General features: G+C 52.5%; 14 protein-coding genes. 1 reads left to right on the top strand and 13 read right to left on the bottom strand.

All coding sequences use genetic code 11. From position 1 onward, the window contains the following. Window positions 1-47: 47 nt before the first annotated feature. The 12 genes from AC2FCQ_RS04115 to AC2FCQ_RS04170 form a co-directional block, all read right to left on the bottom strand. On the bottom strand, window positions 48-512 hold the full coding sequence (locus AC2FCQ_RS04115; protein ID WP_490307615.1) for an NlpC/P60 family protein: 465 nt from the start codon (window positions 510-512) through the stop codon (window positions 48-50). Between the two features lie 173 nt (window positions 513-685). Continuing rightward, window positions 686-1,078, bottom strand: a complete 393-nt coding sequence (arnF, locus tag AC2FCQ_RS04120) for a 4-amino-4-deoxy-L-arabinose-phosphoundecaprenol flippase subunit ArnF (protein WP_209633020.1) — start codon at window positions 1,076-1,078, stop codon at window positions 686-688. Next, a complete protein-coding gene (gene arnE, locus AC2FCQ_RS04125) occupies window positions 1,075-1,422 on the bottom strand; it encodes a 4-amino-4-deoxy-L-arabinose-phosphoundecaprenol flippase subunit ArnE (protein ID WP_209633019.1) in 348 nt (115 codons plus the stop codon). Before arnE ends, arnF begins: the two co-directional genes overlap by 4 nt. Further along, window positions 1,419-3,086 carry a lipid IV(A) 4-amino-4-deoxy-L-arabinosyltransferase gene (gene arnT / locus AC2FCQ_RS04130; RefSeq protein WP_490307616.1) on the bottom strand — a complete coding sequence of 556 codons (1,668 nt, stop codon included), beginning with the start codon at window positions 3,084-3,086 and terminating at the stop codon, window positions 1,419-1,421. Before arnT ends, arnE begins: the two co-directional genes overlap by 4 nt. Then, window positions 3,083-3,988, bottom strand: a complete 906-nt coding sequence (gene arnD, locus AC2FCQ_RS04135; RefSeq protein ID WP_209633017.1) for a 4-deoxy-4-formamido-L-arabinose-phosphoundecaprenol deformylase — start codon at window positions 3,986-3,988, stop codon at window positions 3,083-3,085. Before arnD ends, arnT begins: the two co-directional genes overlap by 4 nt. Further along, window positions 3,985-5,967: a bifunctional UDP-4-amino-4-deoxy-L-arabinose formyltransferase/UDP-glucuronic acid oxidase ArnA gene (gene arnA / locus AC2FCQ_RS04140; protein ID WP_490307617.1), complete on the bottom strand. Its 1,983-nt coding sequence runs from the start codon at window positions 5,965-5,967 to the stop codon at window positions 3,985-3,987. Before arnA ends, arnD begins: the two co-directional genes overlap by 4 nt. Next, entirely contained in the window at window positions 5,967-6,947 is a 981-nt protein-coding gene (gene arnC, locus AC2FCQ_RS04145; protein WP_209633015.1) for an undecaprenyl-phosphate 4-deoxy-4-formamido-L-arabinose transferase, read from the bottom strand. Before arnC ends, arnA begins: the two co-directional genes overlap by 1 nt. Next, on the bottom strand, window positions 6,934-8,088 hold the full coding sequence (gene arnB / locus AC2FCQ_RS04150; RefSeq protein ID WP_037418591.1) for a UDP-4-amino-4-deoxy-L-arabinose aminotransferase: 1,155 nt from the start codon (window positions 8,086-8,088) through the stop codon (window positions 6,934-6,936). Before arnB ends, arnC begins: the two co-directional genes overlap by 14 nt. 400 nt (window positions 8,089-8,488) lie before the next feature. Then, entirely contained in the window at window positions 8,489-9,244 is a 756-nt protein-coding gene (gene btuD / locus AC2FCQ_RS04155; protein WP_209633014.1) for a vitamin B12 ABC transporter ATP-binding protein BtuD, read from the bottom strand. 20 nt (window positions 9,245-9,264) lie between these two features. Next, window positions 9,265-9,819 (bottom strand): glutathione peroxidase, encoded by a 555-nt coding sequence (locus tag AC2FCQ_RS04160; protein WP_209633013.1) that lies wholly within the window; start codon window positions 9,817-9,819, stop codon window positions 9,265-9,267. A 41-nt stretch (window positions 9,820-9,860) separates the two neighbouring features. Next, a complete protein-coding gene (btuC, locus tag AC2FCQ_RS04165; protein WP_209633012.1) occupies window positions 9,861-10,868 on the bottom strand; it encodes a vitamin B12 ABC transporter permease BtuC in 1,008 nt (335 codons plus the stop codon). A gap of 176 nt (window positions 10,869-11,044) precedes the next feature. Next, on the bottom strand, window positions 11,045-11,467 hold the full coding sequence (locus AC2FCQ_RS04170; protein ID WP_209633011.1) for a DUF2502 domain-containing protein: 423 nt from the start codon (window positions 11,465-11,467) through the stop codon (window positions 11,045-11,047). A gap of 234 nt (window positions 11,468-11,701) precedes the next feature. Between AC2FCQ_RS04170 and AC2FCQ_RS04175 the strand changes: the two genes are divergently transcribed. Continuing rightward, a complete protein-coding gene (locus AC2FCQ_RS04175) occupies window positions 11,702-11,833 on the top strand; it encodes a hypothetical protein (protein WP_265556156.1) in 132 nt (43 codons plus the stop codon). A 212-nt stretch (window positions 11,834-12,045) separates the two neighbouring features. Here the strand turns inward: AC2FCQ_RS04175 and ihfA are convergent, their stop codons facing one another. Continuing rightward, window positions 12,046-12,342, bottom strand: coding sequence for an integration host factor subunit alpha (ihfA, locus tag AC2FCQ_RS04180; protein ID WP_004943604.1), 297 nt, complete (start codon window positions 12,340-12,342; stop codon window positions 12,046-12,048). Window positions 12,343-12,346 lie beyond the last annotated feature (4 nt).

Genomic DNA, 12,346 nt, shown 5'->3' on the forward strand with positions numbered 1-12,346 from the left:
GTTAAATATGTGATACCGCCATGATACACCAAATCAAAGAGTTAAGACTAAATGCGGCGAGCCTGCCAGTAGGCCTTTTTCCAATATACGTTGTCCAGAGACGAACGCATCACGCCTCTACTGGTGGACGCGTGAATGAATTGATCGTTGGTATCATAAATGCCGACGTGCAAACCGTTCTCGCCAGCACCGGTTTTGAAAAAGACTAAATCGCCCGGCATCAGTTCATCACGAGACACTTTGGTGCCCAGAGACGTTTGCTCTGTTGTGGAGCGAGGTAATTGCATATCGAAACGGTCGCGGAAGGTGCGATAGACGAACCCGGAGCAATCAACGCCGCCCCGATCCACGCCACCGTAACGATAAGGTGCGCCGTACCATTGACGCAGCTGCTCATTTAACTGAGCCACCACCACAATGGAATCCGCCAACCGGCCGCTTGGAGGCGGTGCATGGCTGCTGCAACCAGCAAGTATTAAACTGGCGAGTAAAAACCAAATACGCATCCGCATAATATCCCTTCATTGAACACGCTGCCGCATCATGCCGTCCGGTAAAGCCTACCGCCTGCGAGGCAAAGCTGGCACCACGTAAGGAGATCGCTATTTTGGGCTAATTTATCCCCCACCGGGGGAAAAAGGCAAGCGCTGTGAAGGAGATAATCGTATTAGCGCCAGTTTTTGTGCTATTGGGGCGTTTTTACCGTGGCTTGGCTGTTAATCAACCACACGCCAAACAGGATAAACAGCGTACCCAATGTTTTCAGTAAGGTAGCCGATTCGTTAAACCATGGCAAAATCACCGCCGCCAGATAGACCAACGCATAACTGACACTCAGCAAGGGATAAGCACGGTTAAGAGGCAAATGGTGGAGCGCGAAGAACCAGCATAACATTGACAATGCATAGCCGAAAATACCGCCACTGACCGCCAGAAGTGGTAACCAGTATTGGCTAAACAGGCTGAGAGTGACGTCAGCAAATGACATCAGTGGGATCTGTGACATTCCCCACTTCATCAACAGCTGTGCCAGCGTAACCAGCAGGACGCTGGCAGCGCCCCAGGCATAGCCCCTCATGGATTTATACTCATCAGCAGGATCCCCAGCATAATCGAACCTACCCCCCACCAATGCCGTACGGTAGTCGGTTCTTTAAACAACCAACGGGCGGCAAGCGTCACCAACACAAAGTTCAGACTGAGTGTCGGATAGGCCAAACTGAGCGGCAAACGTTGTAATACGTTAAGCCACACGGCCATACCTAACCCTAACAACAACACCGCCAGTGCCAACCAACGCAGCGTTGGCCCCCGCCTGACGGCGGGAGCCAACTGCCAGCACTGGGCGGCCTGTTTCTGGCACAGCTGCCCACCACAGGTGAGCAAGCTGACCACAATGACCAACAGATAGCCGATGATCATGGCTGCTGCTGATACCAGAACAATGCCAGACGGTTCATTACCTGCACCTTATCCGCCGGCGGCAGATTTTGCTGTTCAATGCTTTCGCCACGGGACAACTGCAAGACCAGTGAAACATCGCCCTGCTTACGTGCCTGTTCCAACCACTGTGGGAAGTCCGCATCGCTGATGAAATGGCTACGCGCATCTGCGTAATCCAAGCCATAGGAAACTTCTCCCTTCTGGTTAAACATCAGTACATCGCTGCGCTTCAATTCCCAGGCCAAACCCGCAGCCACGCCAACGCTATCAGTCAGTACATAACGGCTGTGGCTTAACTCAGCCATATTGGTCTGCGCGAAGTTTTGCGGCAATTTGGAGTCAGTGACCTGTTGTGGAATAGCATAGCCAATCAGCAGGCACAGCAGCAACGGGCAAGCCGCCGCCCAGCTCCAGCGTTTTGCATTATTGCGCACCGATACGACAGCAAACAGCAACCAACCGGCAAAGGCGATAATGCCGATGACGATCTTCGGCCACTCTTGTGCGGTAAACAAATGCACTTTCGGCAGTAACCCGGAGCCCAGGACCAGCAGCGCCACGATGCCGATTAATCCAAACAATCCGTTTAATACGGCGTTAACCTTGAAGACCTTACTGCGCAGTGCCGCCACGCAATCTTCAGCATACGCCGCCATTAACAACGCCATCGGTGCCATGCATGGCAGAATATAGGTTGGCAACTTGCCCTTGGCGATGCTGAAGAAGATCAGCGGCATCATCACCCAACTGAGCAGGAAGAACAGCTCAGGCCGTTGGACGCGTTCACGCCAGCCTTTGAGCAGCGCCCCCGGCAAAAGTGCCAGCCATGGCAATACAGCAGCCATCAGAATCGGGAGGTAATACCAGAATGGCGCTTTATGTTGGGCATTGTCTTCGGCGAATCGCTGAATATGCTCAACCCAGAAGAAGTAATTCCAAAAGTCCGGTTCACGTTGTGCAATCGCCAACGCCCAAGGCAAGCTCAACAACACGGCAACCACGATCGCCACAGGGCCATAAATCAACAGATCTTTAATCCGCCGCTGTTGTATAACGATCGGGATCACCGCAATCACCGGTACCGCCAGTGCCAGGAACCCCTTGGTCATAAAGCCCATTCCACAGGCCAAGCCCAGCAGCACGTAGCCACCCAGTTTGCCTTTAACCGTGGTGGCTTTCAGCGTCATATAATAGCTGACCATGGCTGCGGCCAGCCACAACGAGATCATCGGATCCAATACGCTGTAGGTACCGATGCTGAAAACCAGCACCATAGACAGGAAAATCAGTACCGCCAGGCAAGCGCGGTGGGCATTGCGCCACATCAGCATTGCCAGTACAAATACCAACAACGCCGTCATGCCGGTGCTAAATACCGAACCAAAGCGCACCGCAAAGTTAGTATCACCAAACAACCATTGGCTGATGTTGTTGAACCAATAGCCAGCAACCGGTTTTTCAAAATAGCGCAGACCGAGCAAATGCGGCACGACCCAGTCGCCACGTTGCAGCATCTCTCGGCTAATTTCAGCATAGCGAGTTTCATCTGGTTGCCATAACAGGCGACCGTTGAGAGGAATCAGGTAAACCAAAGCAAAAAAAATGGCCAATAAAATGGCCCATGATCCTTTTAGCGCCTTCATGAATCGTCCTTCACATCGGTTTGACAGCCCAGCCAACCTTCGCGGCCAGGGAAAGGAGCACGCTCGACGCGGCCCAATGGCAATGACGCCAAATCTTGGGGCAACAGTGCGCTTAACGGACAGAATTCTATGCCCTGCCGTTGCGCCCGCTGCAGTAACTGCTCAAACATGGCTGCCTGTGACATACCTTCAACTTCAGTGTGAATGGTATATACCGGCACACCCGGATCGCTTTCAATGGCCCGCAGAATGTAATCGTTAAAGTCAGCCATACTCACTTCGCTACCAATCACCTCATCAAAGGTCGGTAGCGTGACTGGAATCTGTACGGTTCCCAGGCGGCCATCGCTTAACACAGGTCGGAAGGGATGCGTACCACGACAATCGCTGTTGTAATGAAAACCAAAGCGCTGCTTCACTTCCAACACCCGCGTATCTGCACGCCAACCGGCAACCGCTGAACATTTAACCGGCTGACCGGTACTGGCAGCCAGTGCGTCCACACCAAGTTGAACCTGCTGCGTCAGCTCAGCCTCAGACCAGCGCGCGACTTTGGCTTGCCAACCCTGATGATCCCAGGCATGTAACCCCACCTCATGCCCGGCCTCTGCGGTAAGTTTCATCAACGGCCCCAGCCGACGGGAGATATTGCGTCCCGGCCAGGCTGTGCCAGCCAGCAAAATGTCCAAGCCATACAGTGATGCTGCGTTAGAACGCAGCATTTTCCACAGGAATTTCGGACGCAAAAGGCGCCAAAGATGGCGCCCCATATTGTCCGGTCCTACGCTGAAAAAGAAACTGGCCTGAATATTGTACTTGTCAAACAACTCCAGCAACTGCGGCACCCCTTCCCGGGTGCCGCTGAAGGTATCTACATCAACTCGCAGACCGACTTTCTTCATGCACCGTCACCTTCCTGAACGGTTGTGCGCAAGAAGTAATCCAGCGTATCAGCAACGGTTTGCTGCATCGCGATGGTCGGCTGCCAATCCAGCAGGCGACGCGCATTCTTGATGCTTGGCGTACGGTGCTCAACGTCCTGATAGCCTTTACCGTAGTAGCTGCTGCTTTCCACATCTTTGAAGCCGGCAAACGGCGGGAAGCGATCGCGCAGCGGGTGGTTGTTGAAGCTTTCAAGCAGCATTTCTGCTAATTCGCGGATGCTGGCTTCGTTGGTCGGGTTACCGATGTTGACGATCTGGCCGTCACACAGGCCATCACGGTTTTCGATAATGCGGAACAGCGCCTCAATACCGTCGTTGATGTCAGTGAAACAACGTTTCTGCGCCCCGCCGTCCATCAATTTGATTGGAGAACCTTCAACCAGATTGAGGATCAACTGGGTAATAGCACGGGAAGAACCAATACGCGCAGCATCCAGGTTATCCAGACGCGGCCCCATCCAGTTAAATGGACGGAACAGCGTGAACTTCAGGCCTTCTTTGGCACCGTATGCCCAGATAACCCGATCCAGCAACTGTTTGGACACGGAATAAATCCAGCGCTGTTTGTTGATTGGCCCAACAATCAGACGTGAGTGGTCTTCGTCAAATTCCTTATCGTCACACATGCCATACACTTCAGAGGTGGACGGGAAGATAATGCGCTTATTGTATTTCACGCAGTCGCGGACGATTTTCAAGTTTTCTTCAAAATCCAGCTCGAACACGCGCAGTGGGTTGCGGGTATATTCGATTGGCGTCGCAATAGCCACCAGCGGCAGAACGACGTCACATTTTTTAATGTGATACTCGATCCACTCGGAGTGAATGCTGATGTCACCTTCCACAAAGTGGAAGCGCGGGTTATCAAGGAAACGGCTGATAGCATCAGAGCCAATATCCAAGCCGTAGATATCGTAACGGTCATCACGCAGCAGGCGTTCGGTCAGGTGGTTACCGATGAAACCGTTAACCCCGAGAATCAGCACACGCGTTCTGCGCTTCATCACTGCGTTTGGCTTGGCTGCCAGGCGCACGTCGGTGACGATACCCATTTCCTGTGCCAGACGGCTGCCCTGTACGTACAGACCCGCATCGTTTTGACCGGCAACGATTTCCAGTGCGCCTTCAGCGCAGGCAATAACCAGCGGAGAAGTGCTGAGCACGGTACCCGGTTGCTTGTCGTGCTGTGTATCCAGCACGCGAGCGCGCCAAACGATCAATTTACGCTGGCCAAGGTAGCTGAAAGCCCCTGGGTAAGGTTCGGTAACAGCACGCACCAGGTTGTTGATTTCCTGCGCGGATTTATGCCACAGAATTTCACCGTCTGCCGCAGTGCGACGGCCAAAATAGCTGGCTTCGGCTTCGTTTTGCGCGGTGAACGTGGCGGTACCGTTTTTCAGTTTTGGCAGCTCGTCTTTCAGCAGTACCTGCGCGGCTTCCAACACTTTTTTGTGCAGCGTCAGAGCTGTGTCTTCAGCGGCAATGGTTACTTTACGTTGACCAACGATGTCACCCGCATCTGGGCGCTTGACCATTTTATGCAGCGTCGCACCGGTTTCGGTTTCGCCATTCACCAACACCCAGTTCACTGGTGCACGGCCGCGGTAGTGTGGCAGCAATGAACCGTGCAGGTTGAAACCGCCTTTCGGGGCCAGTGACAGAAGTTCGTCGCTCAGCAGATTGCGATAATAGAATGAGAAAATAACGTCCGGCTGCATCTGACGGATACGCTCGATCCACAGCGGGTGGTTAACGTCATCCGGCGCATAAACCGGCAACTCCAATTCTGCACCCAAGCGGGCAACGGAGGAGAAAAAGTTGTTCTCACCAGGATCGTCGGTATGCGTGAATACCGCTTGAACATCATAGCCTGCGTCAGTTAGCGCTTTCAGGCCTGCGCAGCCAATATCATGGTAAGCAAATACAATAGCTTTCATTATTCTTCTTCCTGAGTATTGTGAGTCGGTTGTTCACCGACCACTTTCTGAACAAAATAACGGGGACGAGCACGCACGTCGGTATAGATACGACCGATGTACTCGCCCAGCAGGCCCATGCCGACAAATTGGGCGCCGATAAAGGTAAACAATACGGCAAACAGGGTGAACACCCCGCCGCCTGACCATTCAGGTCCCATAATCAAACGCAGAGCGATCAACAGCACTGCCAGTATGAAACCTGAGAGAGCTATCACGCTGCCGACAACGCTGAGCAAACGCAGCGGTGTTGTCGTCAAGCAGGTGATCAGGTCATACATCAGGTTAATCAGCTTCATCAGGCTGTATTTGGAATCGCCAAACTCACGCTCAGCATGCAGCACTTCAATTTCTGTGGTGCGGCGGGCGAAGGTATTCGCCAGGATAGGGATGAAGGTGCTGCGCTCGTGGCAGTTAAGCATCGCCTCGATAATATGGCGACGGTAAGCACGTAGCATGCAACCGTAATCCCCCATCGATTTGCCAGTGGCGCGTTGGATCATCATATTGATGATGCGCGAGGCACTTTTGCGGAACCAGGAATCCTGACGATTAGCACGCACGGTGCCCACAACGTCGTAGCCTTCTTCCGCCACGCGCACTAAACGCGGGATCTCTTCTGGTGGGTTTTGCAAATCGGCATCCAGTGTAATCACCAGATCGCCACTCACCTGGTTGAAACCGGCCATGATCGCCGAATGCTGACCGTAGTTACGGTTAAGCAATACCGCAATAACACAGCTGCCTGGCTGTTCAGCCGCGGCGGTCAACATGTCAGCAGAGTTGTCACTGCTGCCGTCATCGACCAGGATAATTTCATAAGGTTGGGTCAATTGTTTACAGGCAGCACTGGTACGCTCAAGCAAAGCAGGTAAGCTTTCCTGCTCGTTGTATACCGGGATCACCACCGAAACTTTTTTTATCGGTTCAACGCGAGACACGTAACGACTCCACAACAGAAGACAAGGCTTTGACCACGCGATCAACATCGTCGTCGGTCATATCAGGGAATAGCGGTAAGGTACACAGGCGCGCCGAGTTCCATTCAGTATTCGGCAAAGACAGCTGCGGATAACGTTCACGATAAAACTTTTGAGTATGGGCCGCGCGGAAATGCAGACCGGTGCCAATACCGACTTCTTTCAAGCGTTCCATCAGTTGATCGCGGTCGATCCCACAGCGCTCGGCATCAACGCGTACCATAAACAGATGCCATGCGTGGTCATGCGGGTAATCCGGCAAACCCAGCGGCAGGAAAGGCGAGCCTTCCAACGCGGTGAGATAACGCTGCGCCAGCGCTTTACGGCGAGCATTAAGCTGCGGCAAGCGTGCCAGTTGCACCACGGCGATGGCCGCATGGATATCAGAAAGATTGTATTTGTAGCCAGGCTCGACCACTTCAGCCTGAGGTTTGCGCCCCAGTTGCTGGCGGTCAAACGCATCAACGGCCAAACCGTGGAATTTCAAACAACGCAGGCGATCCGCCAATTCATCGTCGTCGGTGGCAATCAGGCCGCCTTCGGCGCAGGTCAGATTCTTAATCGCGTGGAATGAGAAGATGGCCGTGCCACGAGCACCGACCCACTCACCGTTGTAACGGGAACCGACGGCGTGGGCCGCGTCTTCAATCAGAGGAATGTTGTGGCGTTGAGCCACATCGCGCAACGCGTCCATTTGCAGTGGTGCGCCAGCGTAATGTACCGGAACAATAGCTTTGGTTTTTGCCGTAATCGCTGCTTCAACATCGCTGGCGCTGACCATCAGCGTATCGCGGTCAACGTCAATCATTACCGGCGTCGCGCCGAGCAATTCAATCATGTTGAGGGTGGAAACCCAGGTCTGTGAGGGAGTGATAACTTCGTCGCCTGGGCCAATACCCAGAGCCATCAGGGTGATATGCATACCGGCGGTGGCGGAACAAACAGCAATGGCATGTTTACAGCCGAAGGTGGCGCAAAACTCACTTTCCAACTGCTGATTTTGCGGCCCGGTAGTGATCCAACCTGAGCGCAATACCCTTTCTACCGCCGCGATTTCTTCATCGCCAATCGCTGGGCGTGAGAAAGGTAAAAATTGATCCATAGTTAACCCCAAACGTATCAAACTTCTTTTAATGACACTGTAGATCTCTTTTATTTAACGGATATTAAACGCCAGAGAGAATCGTTCCTGGTTGATTAACTGCCAATGTACGGCCGCAAGCTTAACTAAACCTTAAGATGCGATTTATTATCAGTTAACTATCTGATCTGCGAGGGCCATCATCATAAAATCAAATTGATTTGATAATCAATTAGTTATAGTAATTTATAATTATTTACTTATTATTTTTGAACTTAATCATCGTAGCACGTCAGCGACGGTTTTCAAGATTGGACAGACAATTTTAAGCAAAAAGGGAAATAACGCCGACCGTTATCTCGCTATTTATATCGGGTCCGTTTAATTTTCGTTTAGGGTGAATTTTAACCGTGCTAACGGACTATGCAGTTTTGGTCATAATCCAGCGTTGATCGCCAACCGCCTGCAAGTGAAAATCCACGTCATAAATTGTTGAAAGCAATAACGGCTCCATCACTTCCTGCGTGGCTCCTTGGGCAACCAAACGGCCTGCATGCAATAACCAAACTCGGTCGGCCTGCTGCAAGGTATGGTTGAGGTCATGCGCGCAAACTAATGCACTGCGCCCACTTTGGCAAAACTCCCGCAGCAACCTATCCAGGGCAACCTTCTGCGCCACGTCCAGACTGTTTGTCGGTTCGTCCAGCAACAACAGTTGGCTCCGCGGATTGACCGTCGGCCAGACTTGCAACAATACCGCCGCCAGCCGCACCCGTTGCCACTCCCCGCCGGATAGTTGTGTCAACATGCGGGACAATTTATCCATCAGTTTCAGACGCTGACAGAGATAAAGAAGGGTACTTTCCAGAGCCTCTTCCTCGGCCCCCGCCGGGCGGTGCAGTTCCAGATATTGGAATACGGGCATCAGCGCGACCGGCGGCTGTTGCTGGCTCAAATAGGCACGGCGCAACGCCAACTCATGGCCCTGATAGTCTTCCAATGGTTTCCCGGCGAGCAAGATATCACCTGTACCCGGCAATATACCCGCCAGTCGCGCCAGCAGCGTGCTTTTACCGGCGCCATTCGGACCAATAAGGTGAAACTGCAACCCAGCATCGACCTGTGCTGAAAACGGCGTAAAACGCCCTTCTACCCCAACCTGACTGAGTTGCAGCATGCTTAATTACCACTCCCTCTTTATTTTTCGGCCAACGCCTGTTTAACCGCAGCAACCAAGATCGGATCTTCCGGCGTTGTGTCCGGGGAGAAACGCTGGATCACAGTGCCATCGCGCCCGATCAGGAATTTCTCAAAGTTCCACAAAATATCGCCGGTTTGCTTCGGTGCCCGGCCCTTGCTGCTCATGCGTGCCAGGAACTCACTGCCCTGTGGTGCAACGGCTTGAGGTTCTGCAGCGATCAGCGCCTGATACAATGGATGCCGGTTTTCACTGTTGACTTCGAGTTTGGCAAACATCGGGAACTGGACGCCAAAGGTGCCACGGCAAAAAGCCAGGATCTCTTCGTTGCTTCCTGGTTCCTGCCCAAGGAACTCGTTAGACGGAAAGCCCAGGACTTCAAAACCTTGCTCCCGGTGGGTTTCATATAAGGCTTCCAGTCCTTCGTACTGTTTCGTCAAGCCGCACTCTGATGCCACATTCACCACCAGTAACACGCGGCCTTTATACGTACCCAGCGTGGTGGGCTGGTTTTGGATGGTATTCAGTGGAATGTCATAAATCGGTTGAGCCATGGATTTTATCCTCTTGTTTTGCTTGCAGATGAACAGAGAAACTACCTTACGCTTTTTACCCGGATCAGTAACCAGATAAATAGAGGTGCACCCAACGTAGCGGTCACCACACCAATGGGTAATTCAGCCGACAGCAAAGTAATACGAGCCATGACATCGGCCGCAAGCAACACGCCGGCGCCCGCCAACGCGCAGCCGGGCAATAAATAACGTTGGTTGGTCAGGCCACTCAGACGCAGTATATGCGGTATCACTAACCCGACGAAACCGATCACCCCCGCCAAGGCGACGCTAACCCCCACCAGCCAGCCGATCGCTAAAACCAGCAGGTTGCGCCAGAGGTGCAAAGAAAGGCCAAGCTGGCGAGCTTGCACTTCCCCCAGCGCCATAAAGTTCAGCGCCTTGCCCTGAACGCACAACCACAACAACACGGGCAACAGCGCCAATACCAGCCACTTCTGTCGCCAGTCAACGCCGCCAAACCCTCCCATCATCCAATACATAAGTTGGCGCAAATCCAGACTGGAACTGAAATACACCGCCCAGGTCATCACGGCACTGCACAGAATGCCCAGGGCAACGCCGACCAGCAGTAAACGCGCATTGGTCAAGCGCTTGCGCCGCGCAAAACTGAGCAACAGGAAAGTCATTATCAATGCACCGGCAATAGCGCTCAGGCTCATCATCGCCACCGGCAGCAGGCCGTTGCCCAACAGCACCGTTAGCACCAACGCCACACCCGCGCCATTTGCCACCCCCAGCAAACCCGGTTCGGCCAACGGATTCTCAAAGAGTGCCTGCATTACCGCACCCGCAACCGCCAGGCTCGCCCCGACCAACATCACCGCCAGCGCACGGGGCAAGCGTAATTGCCAGACAAAGAGCTGCGCCGTTTCACTCGACCACTGCGTGGGCCAAAGCCATATATCACCGGCACTGAGGCTGAAAACAAAAGCAACGGCAACGCCCAACGCCAACACCATGAGATGCCGTTTATCGCGATGACGCTGTTTGTGCAGCAATAAGGTAAAAGTCTGGCGGGTTGACATAAGTGTGGCGGTTCCCTGCTGGCCGTGATCAGCGGCCGAATAATTGACGTCTGGGTCAAATATTAGGGGGTTAGCCTCAGAAGGGAAAGCATTGCATAAGGATTACGGCAGGAAAACAGCGGCTAATCCTGCCCACAACCCTCAGGTGATGGCAAGATTAGCCGCCGTTAAATCAATTAGCGGCGAGGGTCGTTATTGTTTTGCGGATAGGGTTTGCCGTGACCATTGTCACGATCGCGGCCATTATCGCGGTCGCCATTGTCATGATGATTGCCGTTATCACGATGATCACGCTCACCGTGGAACGGGTTACCCCCTCGCTCAGGGCCACGGTGATCATTTCCGCGCGGCGGCGAGGGTTGCCAACGCCCACCATCCCAATACATACCGCGGTTGTTTCGTTCGCCAATACCGCGTCCCTGGTGTTCATGCCACCATTGTGGTGGGCGCCAGTCGTATCCATCCCAATAGTAGCCGCGACGGTCCTGATCCCCCAAATGCACCGCAACACCCGGTACATTGATATCGATAGAGACATCCGCCTTTGCAACCAGCGGCAGCAGCAGCGGTAAACACACCAGCAACAGGATCTTTTTCATTTTACGCTCCTACTTTATTTTCTCGCTGTGGTGTTTATATCAGTGCGTTTATTTTGCGCCTATCTCACCAAAGCCTATTTTCAGATCGTTTTCATCTCCTTTACACAATCCATACAGTCAACTTTTCGTTATTTAAATAATTATAGCTGCTAACAACGTTTAACGAATAACTGACGTACTGCGTACCCTACCGACATTTATAATTCAACCAACACCCACCAGAGAGATATTATTATGATTAAGCGTATTGTACTGCTGCTGACCGTTGCCGTGCTGGCCACGGCGCTTAGCGCCTGTTGCTACGGACCTTACGGTGGTGGACACCGAGGCGGTGGTGGCCCTGGCCACTACTACAACCATTATTAATTATTAGGGGCTTCGGCCCCTTTTATTTATGGTAATGCGAAGTTAAAAATAACCATAAGAATAATCCGCAAACGATATATTATTTTGGATTTAAAAAAACCAATGAAACTTAATTTTTTAATTCGTTTTTCCGCCTTAATTTAAGAATAAACCGAATTTAATACACAAAAAGAAAAAGGCCGCAAAAGCGGCCTTTTTTGGTTTCACGTAACTTACTCTTTCGGGCTTGCGTTCTCTACCCGACTTTTCAGCTTTTGTCCCGGACGGAAAGTGACCACGCGGCGCGCCGTAATCGGAATATCCTCGCCGGTCTTCGGGTTACGCCCCGGACGTTGGTTTTTGTCACGCAAATCAAAATTGCCAAAACCTGACAGTTTTACCTGCTCACCGTTCTCAAGAGCACGACGTACCTCTTCGAAAAACAGTTCTACCAGGTCTTTGGCATCCCGTTTGCTAAGCCCAAGCTTTTCAAACAGGTGTTCTGACATTTCAGCTTTAGTAAGCGCCATAGGT

It is taken from the genome of Serratia sp. CoH_134_PS_4, from assembly GCF_058190535.1.

Bases quoted from the DNA above. Each gene is read 5' to 3' on its own strand.
- AC2FCQ_RS04115 (WP_490307615.1), bottom strand. From the start codon at position 512: ATGCGGATGCGTATTTGGTTTTTACTCGCCAGTTTAATACTTGCTGGT.
- arnD (WP_209633017.1), bottom strand. From the start codon at position 3,988: ATGAAGAAAGTCGGTCTGCGAGTTGATGTAGATACCTTCAGCGGCACC.
- btuD (WP_209633014.1), bottom strand. From the start codon at position 9,244: ATGCTGCAACTCAGTCAGGTTGGGGTAGAAGGGCGTTTTACGCCGTTT.
- arnF (WP_209633020.1), bottom strand. From the start codon at position 1,078: ATGAGGGGCTATGCCTGGGGCGCTGCCAGCGTCCTGCTGGTTACGCTG.
- AC2FCQ_RS04175 (WP_265556156.1), top strand. From the start codon at position 11,702: ATGATTAAGCGTATTGTACTGCTGCTGACCGTTGCCGTGCTGGCCACG.
- arnE (WP_209633019.1), bottom strand. From the start codon at position 1,422: ATGATCATCGGCTATCTGTTGGTCATTGTGGTCAGCTTGCTCACCTGT.
- AC2FCQ_RS04170 (WP_209633011.1), bottom strand. From the start codon at position 11,467: ATGAAAAAGATCCTGTTGCTGGTGTGTTTACCGCTGCTGCTGCCGCTG.
- AC2FCQ_RS04160 (WP_209633013.1), bottom strand. From the start codon at position 9,819: ATGGCTCAACCGATTTATGACATTCCACTGAATACCATCCAAAACCAG.
- arnB (WP_037418591.1), bottom strand. From the start codon at position 8,088: ATGGATCAATTTTTACCTTTCTCACGCCCAGCGATTGGCGATGAAGAA.
- arnA (WP_490307617.1), bottom strand. From the start codon at position 5,967: ATGAAAGCTATTGTATTTGCTTACCATGATATTGGCTGCGCAGGCCTG.
- ihfA (WP_004943604.1), bottom strand. From the start codon at position 12,342: ATGGCGCTTACTAAAGCTGAAATGTCAGAACACCTGTTTGAAAAGCTT.
- arnT (WP_490307616.1), bottom strand. From the start codon at position 3,086: ATGAAGGCGCTAAAAGGATCATGGGCCATTTTATTGGCCATTTTTTTT.
- btuC (WP_209633012.1), bottom strand. From the start codon at position 10,868: ATGTCAACCCGCCAGACTTTTACCTTATTGCTGCACAAACAGCGTCAT.